This window comes from Candidatus Uabimicrobium amorphum, assembly GCF_009002475.1.
Taxonomy (GTDB): Bacteria; Planctomycetota; Uabimicrobiia; order Uabimicrobiales; family Uabimicrobiaceae; genus Uabimicrobium; species Uabimicrobium amorphum.
The window spans coordinates 5,357,211-5,383,375 of sequence record NZ_AP019860.1 but is presented as its reverse complement, the minus strand read 5'-3'; the positions used below and the strand labels follow the sequence as shown (position 1 = coordinate 5,383,375).

General features: G+C 39.8%; 21 protein-coding genes and 4 tRNA genes. 1 reads left to right on the top strand and 24 read right to left on the bottom strand.

Annotation, left to right across the window (positions count from 1 at the left end):
• Window positions 1-38: 38 nt before the first annotated feature.
• The 24 genes from rplV to UABAM_RS19415 all read right to left on the bottom strand — a co-directional run bounded on the left by rplV (window position 39) and on the right by UABAM_RS19415 (window position 24,891).
• Window positions 39-386, bottom strand: a complete 348-nt coding sequence (rplV, locus tag UABAM_RS19530; protein WP_151969678.1) for a 50S ribosomal protein L22 — start codon at window positions 384-386, stop codon at window positions 39-41.
• Window positions 383-658, bottom strand: a complete 276-nt coding sequence (gene rpsS, locus UABAM_RS19525; RefSeq protein ID WP_151969677.1) for a 30S ribosomal protein S19 — start codon at window positions 656-658, stop codon at window positions 383-385. Before rpsS ends, rplV begins: the two co-directional genes overlap by 4 nt.
• Complete coding sequence (gene rplB, locus UABAM_RS19520) at window positions 655-1,482, bottom strand: 50S ribosomal protein L2 (RefSeq protein WP_151969676.1); 828 nt, start codon at window positions 1,480-1,482, stop codon at window positions 655-657. Before rplB ends, rpsS begins: the two co-directional genes overlap by 4 nt.
• A gap of 15 nt (window positions 1,483-1,497) precedes the next feature.
• Entirely contained in the window at window positions 1,498-1,791 is a 294-nt protein-coding gene (gene rplW / locus UABAM_RS19515) for a 50S ribosomal protein L23 (protein ID WP_151969675.1), read from the bottom strand.
• A 13-nt stretch (window positions 1,792-1,804) separates the two neighbouring features.
• Window positions 1,805-2,476, bottom strand: coding sequence for a 50S ribosomal protein L4 (gene rplD / locus UABAM_RS19510; RefSeq protein WP_151969674.1), 672 nt, complete (start codon window positions 2,474-2,476; stop codon window positions 1,805-1,807).
• 186 nt (window positions 2,477-2,662) lie between these two features.
• The gene (gene rpsJ, locus UABAM_RS19505; RefSeq protein WP_151969673.1) at window positions 2,663-2,974 is read right to left on the bottom strand and encodes a 30S ribosomal protein S10; all 312 of its coding nucleotides are present in this window, start codon (window positions 2,972-2,974) and stop codon (window positions 2,663-2,665) included.
• 388 nt (window positions 2,975-3,362) lie between these two features.
• Window positions 3,363-5,411: an elongation factor G gene (gene fusA / locus UABAM_RS19500; RefSeq protein WP_151969672.1), complete on the bottom strand. Its 2,049-nt coding sequence runs from the start codon at window positions 5,409-5,411 to the stop codon at window positions 3,363-3,365.
• Between the two features lie 139 nt (window positions 5,412-5,550).
• The gene (gene rpsG, locus UABAM_RS19495; RefSeq protein WP_151969671.1) at window positions 5,551-6,069 is read right to left on the bottom strand and encodes a 30S ribosomal protein S7; all 519 of its coding nucleotides are present in this window, start codon (window positions 6,067-6,069) and stop codon (window positions 5,551-5,553) included.
• An 18-nt stretch (window positions 6,070-6,087) separates the two neighbouring features.
• Window positions 6,088-6,462: a 30S ribosomal protein S12 gene (gene rpsL, locus UABAM_RS19490; RefSeq protein WP_151969670.1), complete on the bottom strand. Its 375-nt coding sequence runs from the start codon at window positions 6,460-6,462 to the stop codon at window positions 6,088-6,090.
• Window positions 6,463-6,665: 203 nt separating this feature from the next.
• Window positions 6,666-10,991, bottom strand: coding sequence for a DNA-directed RNA polymerase subunit beta' (rpoC, locus tag UABAM_RS19485; protein ID WP_151969669.1), 4,326 nt, complete (start codon window positions 10,989-10,991; stop codon window positions 6,666-6,668).
• 318 nt (window positions 10,992-11,309) lie between these two features.
• Window positions 11,310-15,086, bottom strand: coding sequence for a DNA-directed RNA polymerase subunit beta (gene rpoB / locus UABAM_RS19480; protein WP_151969668.1), 3,777 nt, complete (start codon window positions 15,084-15,086; stop codon window positions 11,310-11,312).
• 179 nt (window positions 15,087-15,265) lie between these two features.
• Complete coding sequence (rplL, locus tag UABAM_RS19475; RefSeq protein ID WP_152022036.1) at window positions 15,266-15,676, bottom strand: 50S ribosomal protein L7/L12; 411 nt, start codon at window positions 15,674-15,676, stop codon at window positions 15,266-15,268.
• 87 nt (window positions 15,677-15,763) lie between these two features.
• On the bottom strand, window positions 15,764-16,318 hold the full coding sequence (gene rplJ / locus UABAM_RS19470; RefSeq protein ID WP_151969667.1) for a 50S ribosomal protein L10: 555 nt from the start codon (window positions 16,316-16,318) through the stop codon (window positions 15,764-15,766).
• 21 nt (window positions 16,319-16,339) lie between these two features.
• A complete protein-coding gene (gene rplA / locus UABAM_RS19465; protein ID WP_151969666.1) occupies window positions 16,340-17,119 on the bottom strand; it encodes a 50S ribosomal protein L1 in 780 nt (259 codons plus the stop codon).
• A gap of 71 nt (window positions 17,120-17,190) precedes the next feature.
• Entirely contained in the window at window positions 17,191-17,628 is a 438-nt protein-coding gene (rplK, locus tag UABAM_RS19460) for a 50S ribosomal protein L11 (RefSeq protein ID WP_151969665.1), read from the bottom strand.
• Window positions 17,629-17,667: 39 nt separating this feature from the next.
• The gene (gene nusG / locus UABAM_RS19455; RefSeq protein WP_151969664.1) at window positions 17,668-18,294 is read right to left on the bottom strand and encodes a transcription termination/antitermination protein NusG; all 627 of its coding nucleotides are present in this window, start codon (window positions 18,292-18,294) and stop codon (window positions 17,668-17,670) included.
• A gap of 11 nt (window positions 18,295-18,305) precedes the next feature.
• On the bottom strand, window positions 18,306-18,749 hold the full coding sequence (secE, locus tag UABAM_RS33790; protein WP_229759280.1) for a preprotein translocase subunit SecE: 444 nt from the start codon (window positions 18,747-18,749) through the stop codon (window positions 18,306-18,308).
• 144 nt (window positions 18,750-18,893) lie between these two features.
• Window positions 18,894-20,087, bottom strand: coding sequence for an elongation factor Tu (gene tuf / locus UABAM_RS19445; protein ID WP_151969663.1), 1,194 nt, complete (start codon window positions 20,085-20,087; stop codon window positions 18,894-18,896).
• Between the two features lie 143 nt (window positions 20,088-20,230).
• Window positions 20,231-20,302, bottom strand: a tRNA-Thr gene (locus UABAM_RS19440).
• Between the two features lie 17 nt (window positions 20,303-20,319).
• Window positions 20,320-20,390: transfer RNA gene (locus tag UABAM_RS19435), tRNA-Gly, on the bottom strand.
• 4 nt (window positions 20,391-20,394) lie between these two features.
• A tRNA-Tyr gene (locus tag UABAM_RS19430) sits at window positions 20,395-20,477 on the bottom strand.
• A 12-nt stretch (window positions 20,478-20,489) separates the two neighbouring features.
• Window positions 20,490-20,561: transfer RNA gene (locus UABAM_RS19425), tRNA-Thr, on the bottom strand.
• Between the two features lie 86 nt (window positions 20,562-20,647).
• Entirely contained in the window at window positions 20,648-23,686 is a 3,039-nt protein-coding gene (locus UABAM_RS19420) for a tetratricopeptide repeat protein (RefSeq protein ID WP_151969662.1), read from the bottom strand.
• A gap of 221 nt (window positions 23,687-23,907) precedes the next feature.
• Window positions 23,908-24,891: a hypothetical protein gene (locus UABAM_RS19415; protein WP_151969661.1), complete on the bottom strand. Its 984-nt coding sequence runs from the start codon at window positions 24,889-24,891 to the stop codon at window positions 23,908-23,910.
• A gap of 484 nt (window positions 24,892-25,375) precedes the next feature.
• Between UABAM_RS19415 and UABAM_RS19410 the strand changes: the two genes are divergently transcribed.
• Complete coding sequence (locus UABAM_RS19410; protein WP_151969660.1) at window positions 25,376-25,963, top strand: sigma-70 family RNA polymerase sigma factor; 588 nt, start codon at window positions 25,376-25,378, stop codon at window positions 25,961-25,963.
• Window positions 25,964-26,165: the final 202 nt, after the last annotated feature.

The following is a 26,165-nucleotide window of genomic DNA, read 5'->3' as shown; positions in this document are numbered from 1 at the left end:
CAATTTGAAACATATTGATTGCGTTTCACAAAGAAACGTTATTCACCTTCTTGTTGTGCTTCTGCCAATGATATGGTGATATGAGAGGTTCTTTTGCGAATTCTCATTGCGCGTCCCATTGGTCCTGGACGAAAGCGCTTTAGAGTTGGACCACCATCTATACGAGCATTTTCGATTACCAAGGCTGCAACACTGCCAAGATCTTGGTTTGCATTAGCAATAGCGGAATTCAACACTTTTCTTATCATAGGTGCTGCACGTCGATTAGATGATTGCAATATACGCAAAGCTTCATTCACAGATTTACCACGTATCATATCCATAACATATCTGCTCTTGCGAGGCGCAATACGAGCATATTTATGTGTAGCCGTATAGGTTTTCATCTCTTGCCTTTCTCTTTCTTTATGTGTCCTCTAAAAGTACGAGTTAAGGCGAATTCTCCTAGTTTGTGACCAACCATTTCTTCACGAACGGTAACTTTATGAAATTGTTTCCCGTTGTGAACTAAAAAAACATGCTCAACAAACTCTGGTAAGATTGTTGATGATCGTGACCATGTCTTTATTGGTTCTATGCGAGATGCCTCTTTTTGCTTGAGAACCTTCTTAAGAAGCTTCTCGCAAAAAAAAGGACCTTTCTTACTCGATCTACTCACTTCTTCCTCCTACGGATTATGTGTTTGTTACTAGGCTTTCTTTTTTGTCTCGTTTTTCCGCCTTTTGAAAGTTTTGCGGTAGGTGAGCAAGGATGGCGTCCACCACCAGATCTACCTTCACCACCACCCATGGGGTGTGCTACAGGGTTTTGTGCAACACCGCGTACGTGAGGACGTCGGCCTCTCCAGCGTTTTCTACCAGCTTTACCTAAGGAAATATTTTGGTGGTCCATATTTCCTAGTTGTCCGATAGTAGCACGGCACTTTAGTGAAACTTTTCTTGTTTCACCAGAAGGTAGAACGAGTATTGCATGATCCCCTTCTTTTGCGGATAGTTGTGCACTTGCACCTGCCGATCTGGCTAACTGACCACCTTTTCCAGGATACATTTCGATATTGTGAACTGTCAGACCTGTGGGAATGTTTGCTAGAGGCATAGAGTTACCTACTTTAGGCTCTACCTTTTCCCCTGATATGATTTGTTCACCGACTTGTATTCCATGAGGGGCTAGAATGTATCTTTTTTCACCATCAGCATAAACTACAAGGGCTATACGTACGCTGCGATTTGGATCGTATTCAATAGTTTTAATTTTACCGGGAATTTCGAGTTTATTGCGTTTAAAATCGATAACCCGATATTGTCTTTTATGCCCACCACCGCGAAAACGACTTGTGGTAACTCCATGGTTATTTCTTCCTCCGGTCTTCTTTAGCGGACGAAGTAGACTTTTCTCTGGTTTGTCTGTTGTCAACTCAGCAAAGTCAGGCAATACCACAAAGCGGGTTCCTGGTGATCTAGGCTTCAGCTTGCGGACCATAATATACCTCTCTTATGGTTAAAATAGTTCCAATTTGTACTCAGGGTCTAAGAAAACAATTGCTTTTTTCCAAGATCTTGTTTTGCCCTTGCGAAAGCGAAAACGTCGGCCTTTCGACTTTTTATTCATTACACGAACTTTATTTACTTTTACGCCTTTGTGGGCGTAAATTTTTTCGATAGCGCCACGGATGTCAATCTTATTGCTTCCAGGAGCTACTTCAAAATGATATGCATTTCTCTCTGCAGTATCAGCTTCGCCTTTCTCCGTGATTATAGGACGGCGAATAATATCGTAAGGATTTTTTTCCATAATATTGCTCTACTTATTTCTTGTATAGAGATTCTCGTTTTAGTGATTTCACTTCACCATTACGGTTCTGTATCAACTCATTAAATGCTTTTTTGGTAAGCAATATTTTATTGTTATACAGTAAGGAGTATGCATTTAAACGCGAAACAATATCTACGGAAGTTCTAGGAATATTGCGTGCTGATCTTAAAAGAACATTATCGCGTTCTTGTGAAGTTCCGATAAGAGTTTTGTTTTTTACGATTCCCAAAGTACTCAAAACATTGTAAACAACAGATGTTTTCGGCGCTTCTAACTCGAAATCTTCGATAACGAGTACTTCACGATCTTGAAACTTCGCCAACCACGCGCTGTCTGTCGCTTTACGCTTTGCTTTTTTTGGAATAGCATATCCATAATCGCGAGGATGAGGACCAAATACTGTTCCCCCACCCTTCCAGTGTGGAGCTCTTGCTGGACCCACACGTGCTCGACCTGTTCCTTTTTGGCGCCACAATTTTCGTCCACTACCTGCGCAGTCAGAACGAGTTTTGGTAGAATGAGTACCTTGTCTTTTGCGCGCTTCATACATAAGAACAGCTTCTTTTAAAAGAGCTTTTTTTACTTCTTCTCCAAAGATTTTTTCATCAAACTCAAGTATTTCATCGGTTCGATTTCCATCTTTGTCATAAACCGGCAATCTCATTTGCTAGTGTCCTAAAATTAAAACTAAATGTGAGAAAATAGTTGCTAGCGAATTAAGGTTTTTATATGCAAAGTATTAAAGTGAGTCTTATTCAATGTTTTCATATTTTTTTGAGAGTTACCTCAAAGGACGAAACCTCACGCCCGTGGGTGAATTACTCTGAATCCGTACGTGCTACGCAGTAAATTATGCTTTTATTCTAATTTCAACCCCGGCGGGCATCATAAGTTCAGTAAGTTCTTCTACTGCTTTTTGTGTAGCGTCATATATATAGATCAAACGCTTGTGAGTTCTGATTTCAAACTGCTCTCTCGATTTTTTGTCGATGTGAGGAGAACGAAGAACTGTGTAGCGCTCTACTCTTGTTGGAAGAGGTACTGGACCAGAAACCATTGCACCTGTTTTAGTTACAGCTTCAACTATTTCTAAGGCATATTTGTCTAGTATTTCGTGATCATATGCTTCCATGCGAATTTTCATTGTTTGGTTATTGTTCATTCCAGTTAATACTGCCTTTCTTAAGTACCATATTCTCTGGCAAAAACTTCTTGGTCTTCAAATAAATCGTTCACCACTAAAAGTTTTGCATGTAAAATATAAACACATACAGATATTTTATCTATATGAAGGAACCAAAAGTTCCCGGAAGGAGTCTGAAACCTCCAATAAAATAGCTAGCAACAGCTAATTTTGTGTTATGGAAGCCCATAGAAGATGAGTCAGAGGTTTTATCCCTAGAAATTTCAGTTTAAATAAAAATATTTACTTAAAATTTATGAGAATAAAAATTAGGAAGTATTTTTGATTTTGATAATTCTTTGACTCAGTGAATTCACAGGGGGTATATGAAATCAAATAAAAAAACTTTTGTCAAGAAAAATAAGTTTTAAAACACAAACATTTTTTCTTGAATCTCCTTCGGCACAGCTGCATATTTTAAAGGTTGCATGCTGTACGTCGCTCTTCCTTGACTCAAACCTCTTAATGTATCGGCATAGCCAAACATTTCAGAGATGGGAACTTGGGCCATAATAATTCGTGAATCTCCCTCAACCTGCATATCTCCGACCTCGGCACGTTTTGCACCTAAATGAGCAATAACGTCACCCATATAGCTTACAGGTGTCTTTATTTGTAAGCTCATAATCGGCTCTAACAACACACACTCGGCTTTTTGGATCGCATTCTTTGCGGCGGTAAAAGCTGCAGCGTTAAACGCTGTGTCCGTAGAATCCACATTGTGTTTGACATCTTCAATAGTAACACATAAGTTAATAATCGGATATCCACCAATATCTCCGCTTGTCGCCGCGCTGAAAACACCTTCTTCGATGGCGTTGTAAAACTCTTCGGGAATGCTATTTTTGCGCACTTTACTCTTGATCTCGACAGTCTCTTCCTCTGTAGACTCCACTTTCACTTTAACATATGCAAAGTGATTTTTTCCAGCAAATTGCTTTTCGAAAGTAAAAGCCGCTTCTGCCACACTAGCCACTGTTTCGCGATAAGATACACGAGGTTTTCCAACATTCGCCTTAATTTTGTGTTCGTTTAAAATGCGGCTACAGATAATCTCTAAATGCAATTCCCCCATACCCGACATAATGATTTGTCCACTTTCCTCATCGCTTTTGTAGGAAAAAGTAGGATCATCTTTACTTAAAATCTTCAAAACATCCAGCAAACGATCTTTATCCGCTGTGGCCTTGGGCTCAATAGATTTAGAAATAACTGTTTCTGGAAAATCCATTTTTTCTAATTCAATGGGAGTGTTCTTCTTGCACAACGTATTACCTGTTGTGGTATGCTTGAGACCAATTGCTCCAATAATTTCTCCCGGAAGAGCTTTTTCACATTTTTCGCGTGTATCTGCGTGCATATACCATAAACGATTCACACGCTCGGTTTTTCCAGTATTTGCGTTGTAAACTTGCTGTCCTTCACTCAGTTCACCTGTGTATATGCGCAAATATGTCAAATCACCGTGTTTATCAAAAGCCGTTTTGAATGCAAAAGCGCACAAGTCTTTATCTTTACTCGGATGACGTGCTTCTTTTTTTTCTGTTTTGGGGTGTATTCCCTCAATAGGCGGAACATCGAGAGGAGAAGGAAGATAGTGAACCGTGGCATCAAGTACGGTTTGCACCCCTTTGTTTTTAAGAGAGCTCCCCACCAATACCGGTACTACTTTTTGTGCCAATGTCGCTTTACGTAAACAGGAAGTCACATCTTCCGTAACGAGGGTTTCTTCCATATACTTTTCAATAATAGAGTCATCCACATCAGCAAGTGCGTTGATAAGCTCCTCACGCTTTTCGTTAGCTTCCTCAAGGCATTCCTCAGGAATCTCGCTTTTGGTAACGTCTCGACCTTCATTCTCTTCGCAAAAAGTGAGGTACTTCATTTCAATGAGATCGATCACTCCTTGAAAGTTACTCTCCACTCCATGTGGAATTGTGATGGGAACAGCATTGGCACCTAGCTTATCGCAAATCGCATCAATAACGTTGTAAAAATCAGCTCCAACGCGATCTATCTTATTGATGTAGGCAATCCGTGGAACTTTGTAACGATCGGCTTGCGTCCATACAGTCTCTGACTGCGCTTCAACACCACCTACAGCACAAAATACGCCAATTGCACCATCTAGAACACGCAAACTTCTTTCTACTTCGGCAGTAAAATCGACATGCCCTGGTGTATCGATGATGTTTATCTGGTGACCATTCCACTCGCATGTTGTCGCAGCACTGGTAATAGTGATTCCCTTTTCGCGTTCTTCAGGCATATAATCGGTTGTCGCTGTGCCGTCGTGAACTTCACCCATCTTATGTTCTTTTCCGGTATAGAAAAGAATCCTCTCTGTCGTTGTTGTTTTTCCAGCATCAATATGGGCTATAATACCAATATTGCGTATTTTTTTTACCTCGGACATTTTTTTACCTCTATTAAAACAAATAGCCATAGATTACGAGTATGTATCTATGGCCATTTTAATTTGCTGGTTATTTTCCAGCTCAAATATCTTATATGCATTTTGCTATACAGAAAATCTACGTGCTAGTCTCGCAAAATTATGATGCAAAGTGTGCAAAAGCTTTGTTCGCCTCTGCCATCTTATGAACGTTTTCACGTTTTGTAATAGACTTACCTTGTTTCTTGTAAGCGTCACCTAACTCTTCTGCTAAACATTGAGCCATTGGCTTACCTTTTCTATTACGTGCTTCTGCTAAGATCCAACGTAAAGCTAGAGTAATTTGTCTTTTTTTCTCTACTTCCATTGGTACCTGATATGTTGCCCCACCAATTCTTTTTGATCTTACTTCGATCAGTGGCTTAACATTTTGAACAGCTGTGCGAAAAATTTTCAATTCGTACTGCGCTTCTTTGCCAGTTTTCTCTTGAGATTTTTTGGCAATTTCATCAGAAGCAAATTTCTTTTTAAGGATGTCCATTGCACCGTAAAAAATTCCTTGCGCGACAGTTTTTTTTCCGTCAAGCATGATGTAATTGATAAATTGACTAACTAGTTTATCATGATATACAGGATCCGGCTGTAAATACACTCTGGTGGATTTAAATTTCTTCCCCATTTAAAAGATCTCCTTTGATTATGCTTTAGGTTTCTTAGCACCATATTTTGAGCGGCCGCGTTTTCTGTTAGCAACGCCCATCGCGTCTTGTGTTCCACGAACAATGTGGTAGCGAACACCTGGAAGATCACGTACTCTTCCACCGCGGATTAATACGATGTGGTGCTCTTGAAGATTGTGTCCAATCCCTGGGATGTAAGCTGTAATTTCTTTTCCATTAGAAAGACGTACTCTCGCAATTTTTCTCAAAGCAGAGTTAGGCTTTTTAGGAGTAGCTGTCTTTACTTGCAAACATACACCTTTTTTATGTGGACAAGATTCCAGTACAGGAGACTTCTTTTTCTTTACAACTTTTTTCCTACCTTTGCGTATTAGCTGATTAATTGTAGGCATATATTTCTCTTTCTTACAGTATGTATTTACAATTTTGTGTTAACACTTGTTGCTTTTATTGCAGAATTTAATATTCTACAAAAAAATTTTTTTTTGGCAATATATTTTTATTTTTAAACACCGATCCCGTTCTCGATCCCGTTCCCGTTCCCGATTTAACTGAGAATCTTCGGGTTCGAGATCGGATCAAAAACGAATTTATGTTATGAAGTCACAGACTCAGAGGCTTCTTTCGTTTCCTCTTCGGCCACAACTTCAATATCAGTTTGGTGATGTGCTTTAAAACCTGTTCCTGCAGGAACCATGTGTCCTAAAATCACATTCTCTTTCAAGCCAAGTAGTTCATCTTTCTTACCAGCAAGGGCCGCTTCCGTAAGAACCTTTGTTGTTTCTTGGAACGATGCCGCACTGATGAACGACTCAGATTGTAGTGATGCTTTGGTAATACCCAAAAGCAGTGGTTTATATGTCGCCATTTTTTTACCGCTTTCGCGCATTTTGCGATTTACTTCATGAAATTGAAATTTATCGACGATCGCACCTGGTAGAAAATCTGTATCACCCGATTTTTCTACACGTACTTTTCTCATCATTTGGCGAATGATAATCTCAATGTGTTTGTCATCGATCTTTACATTCTGCGCCCAATAAACTTTCTGAATCTCTTGAAGTAAATATTGTTGTAGCATTGCCACTCCACAACAACGTAGAATATCATGAGGAACCTTTGGACCATCAACTAAAGCATCTCCTGCTTTTACTTGATCTCCACGGCGTACCTTTAGAGGTTTACCGTGAGGAACTAGGTGCTCTCTTGATATTTCCTTTTCACCTTCGGTATTCTTCACAATAATGGTTCTCTTACCACGGCGTTTTTCGCCCAACTCAACCACACCAGTAATTTCACTAATAACCGTTGCGTTTTTTGGACGTCGTGCTTCGAGAATTTCCGTTACACGTGGAAGACCACCGGTAATATCCTGAGTACCCGTTACCTCGCGAGGTGTTTTCGCCAACAAAGTACCCGCAGTTACTTTTTCGCCATCATCTACTTCAATGTGCGCTTTTTCAGGCACAGAGTAAATCGCAATATTTTTGCCTGTTTTGTCTTTTAGGACAATCGCAGGTTGCTTTTCACCCTTGTGCTCAATGATAACCTTACCATTTTCATCTTCGCGCATGGTCACATCAGGGATAATATCATCGTAGTGTACCACCCCATTTGTTTCGGAGAAAATTGGAATATTGTGAGGGTCCCAATTTGCAAGAATCTCACCTTTTTTCAAATTCGCAGTTTCCAAAACCATACCGTCGAAAACAATTGGTTTACCACCATCGAGTTTGTGAAGTTCTGCACCAAGAGGAATAGGTACTTCCTCTTCGAAAGAAATCACGACTTTGCAACCACTGCGGCTGGTGACTTTGTTGTTCTCATTGACATTTTTCTTGTCTTTGATCTCAACAATCCCACCCATTTTTGCCTTGAGTTCTGTACGTCCTTTTTTGGCAATCAACTGCGAAGCAGTATTTAAAACCACTTGCTGTCCGTCGACAATTTCCAAAGTGGCTCCTGACGGAACTTTGATAATTTCCTCGTGATGCATCACAATACTGGCATTACGCGAAATAACAACGTAGTCTTTGTTGCGGTTTTGTACGTGTTGTAAATTTTTGAAGCTAAAAAGAACGCGATCCCCACGTTTTGGAATGGTTACTTCGGCTTCTTGACGCATTTTTACCGCAACCCCCCCAATGTGGAAGGTACGCATTGTTAACTGAGTACCAGGTTCCCCAATAGACTGTGCTGCGATGATCCCTACCGCCAAACCTTCTTCGGCTCTCTTACCACGTGCAAGGTCCATACCGTAGCACTTCGCACATACTCCCAAAGGAGTTTTACATGTCAATGGACTGCGAATACGAATTTTTTCATAACCCATCGCTTCTATTTTCTTCGCGATTTCTTCGGTAATCATTTCATTTTCGCGTACAATGGTTTCACCCGTTTGTTTGTTTTTAATGGTATTACGCGCATAACGCCCGCGGATGTTGCGGTTTAGAGGTACGATAATTTTATCCCCTTGCTTTTCCGCTCCTTTGGTCACACCGTCAGGTGTTCCGCAATCAATCTCGTTAATCACAACATTTTGCGCAACATCGGCCAATTTACGTGTCAAATAACCGGAGTCGGCTGTTTTCAACGCGGTATCAGCAAGACCTTTACGTGCACCGTGTGTCGAACTGAAGTATTCCAGTACTTTCAACCCTTCGCGGAAGTTCGCAATAATTGGTGTTTCGATAATTGCTCCACTTGGCTTCGCCATCAAACCACGCATCCCAGCGAGCTGACGAATTTGCTCTAAACTACCACGAGCACCACTCGATGCCATCAAGTATAGTGGGTTAAACATAATGTCCTCGTCACCACTGTTTTGTTCGAGGCATTTCATCATTACCTGCCCTACTTGGTCACGAGCATACGTCCAACAGTCAACAATACTGTTGTGGCTCTCTTTTTGCGTGATCGCACCGTCTTTGAAGTTCTTCTCGATTTTCTCCACTTTTTTGCGCGCATTATTGATAATTTCCTCTTTTTCCTCAGGAATAATCAAATAATTCTTCGCAAAGCTGATTCCACCAACGGTTGCAGCGTGAAAACCTAACTGCTTCAAGTCATCCAATAACTTCAGCGTTGGTCTTCGCCCTAATAGGTTGTGGCACTCAGAAATCACCCCAGTGATCGCTTTTTTGTGAAGAGCATGATTGTAAAAAGGCATACCTTTTGGCAATATGCGGTTGAAGAACACACGGCCAACGGTTGTTTTTATGATATTGTGCCCGCGTATTTCGTCTTCTGTTGGTGGAGGTATAATTTCCTGGTCTTCAGGAAGTTTTACCCACACAGGGCTATGGATATCCACTTTCTTATGTTCATATGCCAAAAATACCTCTTGGAACGAAGACATCAAAGGTACTTTCTTTACTTCATAAGTTTTTTCAATCGTGTAGTAATAAACACCCAATACAATGTCCTGACTCGGCGCAATAATCGGTTCACCATTTGCGGGCGAGAAAATATTATTTGTTGACAACATCAACGTGCTTGCTTCGACTTGCGCTTCAATCGAAAGTGGTAAATGCACCGCCATTTGGTCACCGTCAAAGTCCGCGTTAAAACCCGAGCAAACTAGAGGGTGAATTTTTATGGCATTACCTTCTGTCAATATAGGCTCAAATGCCTGGATACCAACGCGGTGAAGTGTTGGTGCACGGTTGAGAAGTACCGGATGGTCGCGAATCACATCTTCTAGTATATCCCAAACCTCTTTGTCTTTTCTCTCCAACATCTTCTTAGCACTTTTGATGGTATCAGCATGTCCCAGCTCTTTCAATTTTCGAATAATAAAGGGCTGAAATAGTTCTAGGGCTATTTTTTTCGGTAAACCACACTGGTGTAGTTTTAATTCTGGACCAACAACAATCACAGAACGCGCGGAGTAGTCAACACGCTTACCTAGTAAGTTTTCACGGAAACGTCCCTGTTTACCCTTAATCATATCTGTAAGGCTCTTCATCGGTCGATTTCCCGTTCCAACAACTGGTCGACGACACCGTGAGTTGTCGAAAAGTGCATCTACTGACTGTTGCAACATACGCTTTTCATTGCGAATGATCACGTCAGGGGCATTCATCTCTAATAACTTCTTCAAACGATTGTTGCGGTTAATGAGACGACGATATAAGTCATTCAAGTCACTTGTCGCAAAGTTTCCTGAATCTAACAGAACGAGAGGTCTAAGATCGGGGGGAATTACTGGAATTACTTCGAGAATCATCCATTCCGATTTATTACCCGATTCGCGAATCATTTTTACGAGTTCGAGTCTTTTTATAATTTCTTTTTGCCGTTGTTTTGCACCTGTATTTTCGTAATCTTTTTGAAGCTGCTCGATCAAAGCTTCTAAATCTAGTGTTTCGAGTAGTTTCTGGATAGCTTCTGCTCCCATCCCTACTTCGAATGTATCACCGTATTGCGCCTGGGTGTCGCGTAATTTATCTTCCGAAAGAAGGTCAAACTTCTTTAACTTTGTCTCTCCGGGATCGATGACAATATAGTCTTGGAAATAAATCACTCTTTCGAGATGAGCATTTTTAATGCCTAAAAGTGTACTTAGGCGGCTAGGCATGGCTTTAAAAAACCAAATGTGAGCCACAGGAGAAGCAAGATTTATATGACCCATACGCTTACGCCGCACTTTGGAGTGAGCAACTTTTACTCCACAGCGATCACACACAATTCCCTTGTACTTTATACCCTTATATTTTCCGCAATAACATTCCCAGTCGCGTTCTGGACCGAAAATCCGTTCACAAAACAAGCCATCTTTTTCGGCTCTATACGTACGATAGTTTATTGTTTCTGGTTTTTTTACCTCTCCAAAAGACCAACTTCTAATATCCTCTGGTGATGCTAGTTTTATGGTTACTGAACCATAATCGTTTATTTTATCGTAGAAAGTTTCTACCATTTTGCGAAACTCCTTTTAGATATTTCGCCTTATGCGGAATAACCATTCTTACTGTTAATGCACAGTTAACAGTAATACAAAACAATATGTTTCTCAAAAAAGTACCGCAGCGCTCACTGCAAACCACTTAACCTGTAAACGATTTTTCGTTACCATGATCGTAACCGTAGCCGTGACCCTAACCCTGATCGATATTTTCGATCACGATTACGGCTACGGCTACGATTGCGGTTAGGGGCACGGTCATGGTCACGCAATAAAAATGTAACCAACATTGTACCCTTTTTCAAACAAGTTAATGGCGAGGTACTGTTAAGGTTAACTTGTTGTATTTTTTCCCGAAGGACGCTTTTTTACTTTCTTTTTGTGCAGTTGCATATCAAGAGCAAGCCCTTTGATCTCATTGGTAAGAACCTCAAAAGAGATAGGTGTTCCTGGCTCCAGGGTATTTTCCCCTTTCACCATCGATTCGTAAATCTTGGTACGCCCTTCTACATCATCAGATTTTACCGTCAACAACTCTTGTAAGATATTTGCAACGCCATATGCTTCAAGAGCCCATACTTCCATCTCTCCAAATCGCTGCCCACCAAAACGGGCTTTACCACCAAGAGGTTGCTGGGTGATGAGAGAGTATGGTCCTGTTGCTCTAGCGTGAACCTTATCATCGACAAGATGGTGCAATTTCAACATATAGATGTAACCAACTGTTGTCTTTTGATCAAAGCGTTCTCCTGTACGACCGTCGTAAAGATAACAGGTTCCATTTTTTGGCAAACCCGCTTCTTCGAGTGCTTCTTCCACTTGCTTTTCGGAACAACCATCAAAAATAGGTGTTATCGCTTGAAAGTTTAGCTTTTTCGCTGCCCACCCGAGATGTGTCTCCAATATCTGTCCAACGTTCATACGTGAAGGTACACCCAAAGGATTCAAAATAATCTCAACAGGTGTTCCATCTTCGAGAAATGGCATATCTTCTTCAGGGAGTATTTTCGAAATTACCCCTTTGTTTCCGTGTCTACCCGCCATTTTATCACCCACAGATAAAATACGTTTGGTGGCAATGTAGACCTTCACCAATTCTAGAACACCAGGAGGAAGTTCATCACCAGACTGCAACAGAGTACTCTGCTTATTCTTCTGGTCTTCAGATTCCATAATGATGTCCATATGTTGTTTGATAATTTGCGCTGCCTCTACTCGTTTTTCACGGCTAGACAGTTTTAAACGATTTATGTTCAATTTTTCTTTTACGTCTTTTAGGCTCTTTAGAGTCGGATTCTTTGGCCAGGTTATTTTCTCTGTCAGCACATTGTCCCCAAAAACACTCACCAACTCTTTCGACAAATCGCGAAGAGTATTTTCAAATGTTTCCAGGTGTAGTTGTTCGATTTTATCTAATTCTGCCTTGTTTTTTGTTGCCTCAGCAGCATCTTTAGATTTCAATTTACGCGCAAATTTTTGGGTATGGATTACAATACCTTCCACACCAGAAGGAACTTCTAAACTATCGTTTTTAACGTCTTCACCTGCACGACCAAATATCGCATGAAGTAGTTTTTCCTCTGGAGATAGCTCAGATTTATTTTTTGGTGCAACCTTACCCACCAAAATATCTCCTTGGCGAACTATTGTTCCCACTTTTACGATACCATCGTCATCCAAATTGAGAAGAGCTCTTTCAGAAACGTTAGGTATATCTCTGGTAAATTCTTCTTTCCCTAATTTTGTCTCGCGTATTTCGGCTTCAAATTCATCGATATGAATGGATGTGTAGTAGTCTTCTTTTACTAACTTTTCAGAAACAATGATCGCATCCTCAAAGTTGTAACCATCCCAAGGCATGAACGCAACTAGAACGTTTCGTCCCAAAGCCAGCTGCCCTTGATCTGTCGCAGCACCGTCGGCAATTACTTGGTTTTTCTTTACCTTGTCTCCCGCACGAACAATCGGTTTTTGGTTTAAACATGTTCTTTCGTTTAATCCCACAAACTTGCGTAATTTGTATTCTATTTCCTGTTTTTTATCTTCAACAATAATGCGCTCAGCAGTCGCCGATTTCACTTTACCATCAATTTCGCTGCAAATCACCATGCTTGAATTTTGCGCAACAGCTTTTTCCATCCCCGTCGAAACAATAGGTGCTTCTGTAACAAGAAGAGGAACAGCTTGTCTCTGCATGTTTGATCCCATCAAAGCGCGGTTTGCGTCGTTGTGTTCGAGAAATGGAATCAAAGAAGCCGACACACCAACCATCTGCTTTGGTGAAATATCACAGTAATCTACTTTTTTATTCGAAATATGTTGGTAGTCACCGTTTACACGTGCAATCACAAAGCGGTTGTAAAAATTCCCTTTAGAGTCGACACTGTCTGCGGGAGCAATCACTTTGTTGTGCTCTTCATCTGCACGTAGATATTTGATCTCTTGCGTTACTTTTCCGTTCTTTGCCACAAGATAAGGTGAAACTAAAAATCCATACTCATCGATTGTGGTGTAGATCGCCAAACTAGATATCAAACCAATGTTTGTACCTTCTGGTGTTTCGATAGGACAAATACGACCATAGTGCGAAATGTGAACGTCGCGTACCTCGAATCCAGCTCTTTTTCTGTTAAGACCACCAGGACCTAGAGCAGACAAACGTCTTTCGTGCGTAAGTTGTGCTAACGGGTTGGTTTGGTCTACGACTTGTGAAAGTTCACCTCTTCCAAAAAAGTAATCTACCGCAGAAGATATTGTTTTTGAGTTAATGAGATTTTTAGGAGATAATGTCTCTTCAGCTTCGATATTCATTCGTTCTTTGATTGTACGATTTAATTTCAAGAATCCTTTGTAGAACTCATCTCCTGCCAACTCGACGATTGTTCGTACACGACGGTTACCTAAGTGGTCAATGTCGTCTACTTCACCTTCATTTTTTCTCAGTTTCAAAATGTAGTTTACAGAATTAAATATATCTTCTGGTGTCAAAACCATCTCTTGAGGATTCACTTTTTGGCCAAATTTTCGGTTGAGGCGAAAACGGCCAACAGGTCCTAAACGATAACGTGTAGGATCGTGAAATTTCTCGAAGAACAGATTCTTTGCTCTTTCTAAGTTAAAGGGTGTACCAGGACGTAGTCGTGCAAAAATGCGCGCCAAAGCTGCGACATAGCCTTCTGGTTCCTTCTCTTTGTTGCGTTTCAAGTCACTTGTCGGATCTTCTTCCAGAGTCTTCAAAATAAGATTATCAATACGATTTTTCTTTTCTTTGAGGACAGTCACCGATTTTAGATCACTATCGCAAATTTTCTTGATCAGGTCATCGGTCAAAGATGTTCCAGCAGGTACTTGTAGTAATTTATCCTGCTCTACAGCATCATTGATTTGGATAGAAGATGCTAAAATTCTTTGTGCAAGTTCTTTAGATGCCTTACTACTTCTCAACGAAATAGTTTGTGTTTCGTAAAAGAGCTTTATAATAGATTCATCAGTCGAGTATTCGGGTCCCATAGCACGAATGAAGATTGTAATGGGGATTTTTCCGCTTTGGTCTATGCGAATCACAAGGGTTTCTTTTTTTGTTACATTTATCTCAATCCAACTTCCTCGCTCAGGTATAATCCAGCAAGTTTGTAGGTGTTTCTCGCTAGAATGCTTTTCTTCTGCGAAATCAATACCTGGAGATCTATGTAACTGACTGACAATCACACGCTCGGCACCATTAATGATAAACTCTCCCCCACCGATCATGATTGGTATCTCACCAAGGTAAACATCATCCTCAATAGGATCACGACCTTCGATGTTCAAACGAACGCGTATGGTAAAGGGAGCGCCGTAAGTTAGTTTGAGTTTACGGCATTCATCAGGATTGTAGCGTGGTTTTCCCAGCTCGTAGTACAAATACTCTAGAGACATTTTTCCGTCATAACTCTTAATCGGAAAAACTTTACGAATGATGGCTTCAAGTCCCTTGTCTTCGCGATCAATAAAGGGAGCTTCCATTTGTAAGAAGTCTTCGTACGCCCTCAGTTGCAACTCAATTAAATTAGGAACTTCGATAACTTCTTTGTATCTGCCATAATGTTTTTTTTTCGGAGAAACTTTCATGTGTGTTTTAGCTCCATAAAAGGGCTTTAAAAAGCATAAAAATGTTTTTTCTACAAAATAAAAGTAACAGATTACAATTTATGCGTGTGTTTTGGGCTTTTTTCCCTAACCATAAATTATAATCTGTTACTTATTTTTTTGTGAATCAAGAGACAGAACTAGTCTCTTTTCCGAAAATATTAGCCGACGCCTTTAACTTCTACTGAAGCGCCTGCTGCTTCTAGTTCACCTTTGATTTTTTCAGCTTCGTCTTTAGATACTTTCTCTTTTACAGCTTGAGGTGCTTTATCAACTAGCTCTTTTGCTTCTTTCAAACCAAGAGAAGTGATTGCGCGAACAGCTTTGATAACGCCGATTTTTTTGTCGCCAGCAGATGTAAGAACTACATCGAACTCTGTTGGTTCATCAGCACCACCGCCACCATCACCAGCACCAGGTGCCATCATCATCATACCACCAACAGGTGCGGATGCTTCGACGTCAAAAGTTTCGCAGAAAGCATCTTTGAAATCTTTAAGTTGTAAAACGTTGTATGTTTTGAATACTTCCAAAAGTAGATTATTTTTATCTTCTGCAGATAGTTTTTGGATATCTTCAACTAACTTTGCTACATCAGACATGTTATTATCTCCAAATTAAATATTAACCTAGGTTTTTAATGTTTTTTTTATTGAGGATTAGCTTGCCGCGTCCCCAACGCTTTCGATATTGTTTTCTTCCATTTTGGAAGTTAAGTTGCTTAGTATGTTTGATATATTTCGAGGTGGTCCAGCAAGAATACTTGCAATTTGTTGCATTGGCGCTTGGAAAACACCGGCAAGCATCGATAGCAATTCTTCGCGAGAAGGAACTTTTGAAAGTGCTTCAACATCATCCGCATTTAAAACTTTCCCTGGTATATAACCACCTTTAATCACTAGCTTTTTGTTTTCTTTACGAAATTCTACGAGGAGTTTGGCCACAGACGCTATGCTGTCTCCACCATATGCCATCGCAGTTGGTCCTTTGAAGAGAGCTTTCACTTCCTCAGGATATGAATCTGACGACAAAGCAAGTTTGGCCATCGTGTTTTTTACAACTTTGGCTTTCACTTCTTTCTCAAAACAAGCGCTTCGTAGGCTATGGACATCTTCAGCTTTTAAACCTGTATAGTCATACAATAGAAAGCTTTCAAGAGATTCTACTTCATTAGTTAGTTCATCAGCCATTCGCTTTTTTAATAGTTTGGACATTGTATACTCCGCCTATCTAACTTATTTGCCAGTATCGATCATTAGACCTGGTCCCATAGAGGACGAAATACATACTTTTTCCATGTATGTACCTTTTGCGGTTGAAGGTCTTATGTTGCGAATGTGCTCAATAAAAGCTGTAGCATTGGCAACTAAATCTTCAGATGCAAAGCTCAATCTTCCTAGTGGTGCAAGAACATTACCCCCACTATCAGAACGGAACTCTACTTTACCTGCCTTAAATTCCTTTACGGCTTGTCCCACATTTGGTGTTACGGTTCCTGATTTTGGTGACGGCATTTTACCTTTTGGTCCAAGTATTTTACCCAATTTACCAACATGGCGCATCATCGAAGGATGTGCAATCACCATATCAAAGTCTAACCAACCTTCTTTTTGAATCTTATCCGCATACTCAGAGCTACCAACGTAGTCTGCACCAGCTTCTTCAGCTTGCTTGGCAATATCGCCTTCTGCAAAAACTAAAATGGTAACTGATTTTCCTGTTCCCTTCGGAAGGGATACAGAGCCTCTAACCAACTGGTCTGATTTACGAGGATCGATACCAAGTTTCATGGAAACTTCTACTGTTTCATCAAACTTTGTTTTTTTGCAATCCTGCAAAATACTGATAGCTTCGTCTAGAGCGTATCTCTTCTTTTTATCTACTTTAGTTAGATTTTCAGCATGGCGTTTGGAAGAAGGTCTTCTGTTTGCTGGACCTGGGCGTTTTCTTCTCTTTTCTTCCTTGGGAGCTTCCGTTGTTACTTCAGCTTTTTTTTCTGCCTTTTTCTTTGCCATTTTAATATACCGATCTATTTTGCTAAAATGTAAATTACGTATTTACAAGCAATTGGATAACTATTACCATATTACTCATCAACGACCGTTATTCCCATACTTCTTGCAGTTCCTGCAACAACAAGCATCGCTTGGTCAAGAGTATGTGAATTCATATACTTTGTTTTTTGTTCTGCTATTTCACGAACCTGTGCTTTTGTTACTGTACCCACTTTTTCGCGGTTCGGGACACCTGATCCTTTTGCTACACCTGCTGCTTGTTTTAGCAAAAATGAGGTTGGAGATCCTTTCAGTTCGATGTCAAACTTTCGATCATCATATACATGAAGGATCATCGAAATAGGTATGCCCATTTGATCACGGGTCATGTCATTAAATCTTTTTACAAACTCGCCGGGATTCAAACCATGCTGACCCAAAGCTGGTCCTACAGGTGGTGCAGGAGTTGCCTGTCCACCAGGGCATTTAAGTTTTACTAAGGCGACAACTTTTTTCTTTTTCTTGGCCATGATTTCCTCTACTTTATGTCAATTGTTACATCTGGTGGTTTATAAACTCTCTACTTGCCAATATTCTAACTCAACTTGAGTATAGCGACCAAATATACCAACAATAACCTTGACTATACCTTTTTGTTCATTTACTTCGTCAACAATGCCGTCGAAGTTTTCGAATGGACCTTCTTTGATTTTGATATTTTGTCCCTTTTTGAAAGATACCTTTGGTTTTGGCTTATCTTTCGATTGAGAACAATTTGCCAACATTCTTTCCACTTCTTCATCTGACATCGGTATTGGTTTTGAAGGAGGTCCTACAAAATCCCCTACACCGGGAGTTCCTTTTACTAAATAATGAGTCTCATCATTTAGTTCCATTTCCACCATGACATAACCAGGGTATAACTTTCTTTCCACAACACGTTTTGATCCCTTTTTTATTTCAGACACTAATTCACTCGGAACAACAATATCCGATATAACGTGCTGCATATTTTCTGCAATAACTCTTTTTTGAAGGTTTGTTTTTACTCGATCTTCTTTTCCACTTTGCACGCGTAGAATATACCACTTTTTGTCATATTCTTCTACGAGTTCATTGTTGACCACCTGAGGAGATTCTTCTGGGTTTTCTAGGTCATTGTCTTCTTTTGTATCTGGATTTTCTGGTAAACTCATGTTATACCTTACTAAAAAACACGTTGAAAGATAGAGTCAAATCCTATGTCAACAACAAATAGATAAAGTGCTAGTATTATTATTGCTATGATAACTACGGTGGATGACTTTACAACTTCCTTCATTGTTGGCCAGGAAACTTTTCTCATTTCACTTTCGGTATCAATTAAGAAGTCAGAAGTTCGTTGGCTTAAAAAACAAAAGTAAGCAGACATAATGATTAAAAGTAGACCTATGCCCAGAGAAACTAACAATTTAGGTGTTACTACAGGCAAGGAATAGTCTATGAGGGGGATCACGATCCCTTCCATATAAACGGTACTTGTCCACTCCCACTCAGGAAAACTACCAAAACATCTATATGTTGCGAATAACCATAAAGCAACAAAGGTTAGAAATGCTGTCCAACGAACAACTTGGCCCTGCTTTTTTTTGTAAATGGGGAGTAAAGGCATTTTGCCACTCCTTTTTTTGAAATGATGATTTGTTTTATAAGTATAATAATGCTCTTGAAAATAAATAAAGGTCCTATGTCCAAAAGTCAACGCTGCAAACGTAAATTTGCAGCGTTGTTGTATTACTTTATGGCACTTTTTTTATTATTCGATGATCTCGGTAATTACACCTGCACCTACTGTTTTTCCACCTTCGCGAATCGCGAAACGCAATTCTTTTTCAAGAGCGATAGGTGTGATTAGCTCAACTTCCAATGTGACGTTGTCACCAGGCATAACCATCTCAGCATTCAGTACGTCTGCTTTTCCAGTTACATCTGTGGTACGGAAATAGAACTGTGGGCGATATCCAGAGAAGAAAGGCTTGTGACGTCCACCTTCATCTTTTGTCAAGATGTAAACTTCTGCTTTGAATTTAGTGTGAGGATTGATAGAACCTGGCTTAGCAAGTACTTGTCCTCTTTCCACATTGTTCTTATCAATACCTCTTAGAAGGATACCAACGTTATCACCGGCCATACCTTCATCGAGTAGTTTGCGGAACATTTCAACACCGGTACATACGGTTTTTTGTGTGTCTTTCACACCAACGATGTCCATGTTGTCACCCATTTTGATGATACCGCGTTCTACACGACCAGTCGCAACTGTACCACGACCTTTGATAGAGAAAACGTCTTCGATAGGCATCAAGAATGGCTTATCAACCGCACGTTCAGGATCAGGAATATAAGAGTCTACTGCGTCCATCAAGTTTAGAACACCCTTAGCATTTTCATCGTCAGCGCTTTCCGCTTGACCAGCTAGAAGTGCAGAACCTTGAACGATAGGAATATCGTCACCAGGGAACTCATACTTGTCTAGAAGTTCTCTCAGTTCCATCTCAACTAGTTCGATAAGTTCTGGCTCATCTTTCATCATGTCGCATTTGTTCATAAATACAACGATCGCCGGAACGTTTACCTGACGTGCTAACAAAATGTGCTCTCTGGTTTGAGGCATTGGACCATCTGTAGCAGCAACAACAAGTATCGCACCATCCATCTGTGCAGCACCTGTAATCATGTTCTTGATGTAGTCTGCGTGTCCTGGGCAGTCTACGTGCGCGTAGTGACGTTTTTCTGTTTCGTACTCAATGTGACAAACAGAAATCGTAATACCACGTTGTCTCTCTTCAGGAGCTTTATCGATGTCTTCAAAGTTCATCTTTTTAGCTGTACCTTTTAGAGCCAACACGTGAGAAATTGCTGCTGTCAGTGTTGTTTTTCCGTGGTCAATGTGACCAATGGTGCCCACGTTAACGTGAGGTTTATTCCGTTCGAACTTTTCCTTCGCCATGGGGATACATCCTTCAATAATTTAAACTATTAATATGGAATCCGAAATGTCGGTTACTTATGAAAGGTTTTTGATGTTTTAGGGGGATAGGTTAGGTAACTGACATTTTTAGATATGATAAAAAGAAATAAGGAAGTTTCCTAAGCTACCGATGGGGATTGAACCCATGGCCTCATCCTTACCAAGGATGTGCTCTACCACTGAGCTACGGTAGCATTGTAGGATAAAGAAGAGCGGGTGATGAGAATCGAACTCACATAGCCAGCTTGGAAGGCTGGTGCTTTACCATTAAGCTACACCCGCGTCATGGTGGCGGAAGGATTCGAACCTTCGAAGACGTCCGTCAGTAGATTTACAGTCTACCCCCTTTGGCCACTTGGGTACACCACCGATTTCTTCTATAGCTAGCGATGGGATTTGAACCCATAACCCCTCGCTTACAAGGCGAGAGCTCTACCGTTGAGCTACGCTAGCAATGTGAAGGGTATTATATAAACAAAAAACGTGATTGCAAGTAAAAAAAAAAGTTTTTTGCAAATTTTTGTCATATAGGTAAAATCTTATTTGATTTTCCCGCGTAAACTCTTGCTGTAAGGCTTAATTTCCAGAGCTTTCCCCCAATTATCCTTCGCCAATTTTTTTTGCGATTTTCTTTGGTAAATATCGCCGAGAAGCTCATACGCTTGCCAATTTGTTTTCGGGGCAAGCTTGATAGATTTTTGAGCCATAGAAATTGCCTTGGAAATTTCCCCTACCTGTCTGTAGTATTGGCTCACAACGAAAAAAACTTCGGGTGTTTTATCTTGCAAGGCAAGTTGTATTGTTTTTTCCGCCAAAGATTTTTTTCCTTGTTTTTCATATGCCAAAGCCAAATACCCATGCAATTCTTTACGCTGCGGGTCCCTCTTTAACGCCGCTTCAAAATCTTTCACCGAATTTGCATACTGCTTTTCGGTAAAAAATAGCCAGCCACGCTGCTGAAAATACTCACTTCGACTGGCATCGTGTTCAATAGCGTTCCTGAAATAGAAAAAGGCTTTTTTCTTGTTTTTATTGACTCGTGCCAAGATCAGTGCTATGTGATAATATGATGGGGCAGTAAACACAGCTCCTTTGGCGGACACCCGAAAATCTTCATAGGCCAACTTCCACTCCGACATCTCATAGTGAATTTTTCCACGCGCAAAATAAAATTTTTTCAGCGGTTGCTTTTCCAGAAGTTTATTGTACGCTTCCACGGCTTTCTTCCACTGTTTTTGCTTGCTGTAAAAATGCCCCTTTATCTCCGTTACTTTAAGTAGATCTTTCGGTAATTCCGCACATTTTTTCTCAAATTCCTCAGCGTCAATCAAGTCATACCGAACATTGATATTTAGTTTTTCCAATAAAACTAAATCCTCAGGAAAGCCCAGCTTTTGTGCTCTGTTGTAAAATTCAAAAATCTTTACCGGTTCTTCTTCAAGTGCTGTTAGTATTTTGGCAAAAAAGAACGTGTAACGCTTGTTATCCGCGTAAAGTTTTGTCAATTTGCGCAAAATCTTTTCCGCTTCCTGATATCTTTGCGTTCGGTAATAGCACTTTGCCAATAAGAATTGTTGCTGTGGTGTTATATTCTCTTGTTTTAGTAACTCACCAATCGCTAAGTCGTATTGTTGTTCATCGTAGTAGATAGACGTTTGCTGTTTTTGCTGTAGAGCATTTCGCAGTTTTTCGTTTTCCGCTTTTAAAGACTCCCAATCTTCGGTAGCGCCCGCCTTTTTAGGCAAATTAAACCAAACGTAAGTCCCCGCAGAAACTACCAGCAAAAAAACAACGATAACCCCCCCCGCAAAACTTTTGCGTTTAGCGAACCCTGGCGGAACTTGAAGAACTTGACTTTCACGCATCTCACGTATCAAGTTGGTGAGATTTGTGGTTTTTTCATCTAGTCCATCAATTTGCTCGACGATGGAAGAGGGAAAAGCATCTTCCATTTCGCGATTTTTGCCGTGAATATTGGCATCAATAACCGTATTTCCATATGAATCAAAGTCGCTATCACTTTGAACGGTCTTTGCAGAAACATCGATATCTTGTTTCTCTTGTAACATAACATTGATGTCTTGAGAATTCATATCCAAAGTCGCTTCTTCGTCTCGCGCCTCTTCCTTTACTGTTTCGACACGATCTTCCACAACCATTAGGTTATCTGTCGTCAAATTTTCGATAAGTGTTTCCGAAGATGCATCACATGGAGGATTTGGACTAGCTGGCTCAATAATTTCAATACTGGAAAGATCTCTTTGTGTTTCCTTGTTCTTATAAGATTTACTTTTGTCCAGCGTTTGTTCTGTAAATGTGGTATTCATTGCTGGCGACTCGATATGCCCCGTAGCTTTCTCATCGTTTAAAGACTCCATGTATTCCGAAAATGTGATATCACTGGCGATTGTTTTCGCCGTATCGATATTCTCTTCCTTTTCTGGTTCTTGCTCACCAGAAAAATACGATGAGGACATTTTTGACTCATCAAAATAGGAGTTACTTTGTGCCACAGGAGATTCTACGGCATCCACAGTCATTGCCGAGACATCATTGCCTATACCATCGTCAAAGTAGGAGTTACGTTGCTGAACAAAAGGGGGCTCTACGGCATCAACAGTCATCGCCGAAGCATCCGATTCCTGGTTAGGACCGCTTGAATTCTCTTGGGGAGTTAGTGGTGGTTCCACAGCATCGACAGTCATTGCCGAAGCGTCGTACTCTTCACATGATCCATCTGCTTTTAAAAAGTTCTCTTGGGGAACTAATGGTGGCTCTACAGCGTCAATTGTCATCGCTGAAGCGTCGTGTTGTTGGTGCGAAGCACCTGTATCCAAAAAATTGTCTTGCGGGGTAATCGGTGGCACTACCGAATCCACGGTCATTGCCGAAGCGTCATTTTCGAAATAATTATCGGGTGTTATACGTATAGGGCCCTCTACGGCGTCAACCGTCATTGCCGAAGCATCATGTTCGACATTATTAGTAACAGGAGGCTCAACCATATTTAATGTTTGAGTAGATGCATCTTCCGTTTTGGATGGAGAAAACAAATCTGGATTTACCGTTTTTTCTGAGGCATCAGGTTCAGCGGAAGACTTTTTTAGTGACGACTCCATAGAGTCTATTGTTTTTTCAATAAATTCCATTTCTGAGGTACCAAATTCAGAGGGAGAGTTGGGGGTATGTTCCACCAAAAGCTCATGAAACATATTTATATATTCATCGGTAGGTAATATTCCTGTAACAACCAGTAGCTCTCGAAATGAAATGGATTTCCCTAGGCATTTTTCTTGAAATTTGGCGATTTGCTGGTCGGTTAAAAACTCGATTTTTTTTATATGGGCGATGAATCGTTTATCCCAATACTCAGAGATATCAGATTTCGCAAAATTTTGCTCATTTAAGATGGATACCGTTGCGGTGTAGTACTCTATTTGTAACTGATCATCTAACAAAAGTGCTTCGCGAACACAAACGCTGGGGTACTTGTCTTTTACAAAGCTAATGGTTTCTTTTGAAATAATTTCTTGGGAAATTACATAATTGCAAAAAGCATCGTCTAAGGATTGCGTCATAAAAAATTCCTTAATTTTAAGTCGAAATACATTTGATGTTCACTGAAGAGAAACTTTGCTTAGGGAAGTGGAAATAAATAATATACCCAAATTTTACACAGGAATTTTATCATCCAAACACGACGACATTATATGAGGACGAAGCGCATGAACAAAATAGCAGTACGATATTTATTTTTTTGCTTTCCTCAAATGGGTTAGGAAGGCAAAACCATCAAAATCTAAGCTTCGACAAAAAATTCTACAGCTTTTTCGATGTAGTACTCTAGATCTTCGTCAGGCATATCCATAAATCGCTGTTCTTTATCTTTAACATATGCCATAAACTTACCAAAACAAAACATAGAGTATGTAGATTGATTTTTTTGATCTAACAATATATAACTGTGTTTAAATATATTAACTATAGAGTTTTTATCTACAGGAGTTTCACATGCCCACGAGGTTGTGTCGACAAAAATCTCAGGGCTTCCGTAGCGTGCTAAAGTTTTAAGAGTAGTAATCACTTCGGGGAGGGAGCGTTCATTTTCTAATTTTTCACAAAGCTTTATAAAATTTACATAGGCTTTGTGCGTTCCCAAATATTTTGTGATGAAATATGTTGTTTGTAGTGTAGATAAAAACAAAGGCTGTTGACTTTGCACCTTTTTAAAGAGTGCTATATATTTTTTACATAGAGAAGCATTAACAGCTAAGTTATTGAAACTACCGATGATATAAGCCTCTATATTTTCCGTCTCGGCAAAAGTTTTTAGTGTTTGTTGGATCAATTCTTCGTTGTCTTTATCGGTATATATGGCAAATGTGCTCTGCAATGTTCTATGAACACCTTCGGCATCTTGTTCCGTAATAGTATCTTCGTGAACATCTCGTAAAACTTGCTCCCCAAAACCATCACCGTAGTTTTGTAAAATTCTTTGGAAGTTGCTTGACTTCAAACAATTGAGTATCTCTTGATAGGCCATTCGATTTTGTTCACACAAACAGTAAATGGATATACAAAAGCCGATAGCACTATCTAAAGTTTTTGGATGGTTTTCCAGAAGTGTGCGCATCTTATTTTCAGAAAAATCTTTTCTAATTTTTGATCTCATCAAATACAAAAACATTGGGCGGTACATTTTCTTTAGTACATTGGGAACTTTCAATCGTACATCTGGATTTCTGTTATTGATAATACTTTTTAACCTATCGTGGTAGCCCATAGTTATTTATTCTTTCTGAAATATGCTGTTGTACCATATAGTATTATGAAAAGGGTTGTGTCAGAAAATGGAAATATGTTTCATACAGTCTTTTACACTTATAAAGTTTTTTTGCGAATCGCGGAACCTTTTACATAAACGATTACAAAGGGTAAACGTTTATTCTTATATGACATTTCAGATGCCTCTCCAAATTATTGAGGATGGACTTCTGGAATTTCGTTAAAAAAGTTTGCTAAAGATAGCAAAAAAGAATAACATAGCTCCATCTCTAACTGTCAGGGCAATAAATTATGTGTACATTTTTTGTAACAAGCATTACAATTCATTAGAGGCTGGGTAAAGCATTTGTATTGTATTATTAAGTGTAAAGACCTTTTCCCGGTCACTTGGACGGCTATGATACTTTTCAATATTTTAGAATTTATTCTAATGAATTACAATAAACTTCTCAAGTAAAAAAAAATGTCTAAAGGCATAGCAAATGGGGAAAAAATTTTCAGATGATGATACTCATCTTATAACAGAATGCAAACAAGGCAACAAGAGTGCCTTCGACTCTTTAGTTGTAAAATACCAGGATCGTGTTTTTAATGTGGTTTACAGGCTAACAGGTGATGAAAATTTAGCTTGCGACCTGGTCCAAGATACTTTTATCAATGCCTACCGCGGGCTGAAAAATTTCAAGGAGCATTCAACATTTTTCACATGGTTATTTCGCATCGCAGTGAACACGGCAACCAATAGTCGCCGAAAGCGCATGCGCAACAGAGTTGTTTCCATATCAAAATTCCAAAGCGAAAATGAAGACAATTGGTTCGACCCTGTATCCGACGAGAAAGATCCGAGTCAAAAAGCCGAAGATTCAGAACAAACAATCATTGTGCAACAAGCCATCGATTCGCTAGAAGAGCCATACAAAACTGCTATTGTACTCAGAGATATAGAAGGTCTTAGTTACGAAGAAATGCAAGAAATATTAGAATGCCCCATCGGAACTGTTCGCTCACGTATCCACCGTGCTCGCAATTTAGTAAAGGAAAAATTAGAAGCCATTTTAAACAAAGAATGACCTCACCAAACAATTCGTTGTTGTTTTATTTAAATGAAACTACTTCTAAGAACTGTTGGGATTGTACAATTTGGTCGCACAGTTATCATTTACGATCAAAATGACAAAACCATTTGGTTATTCAATTTCAAAACAGTGCCAAAAGCTCGCTGTTGTTTCCTGATAACGCAAAATAAAAAAATATCATTTTTTTGGGAACTAA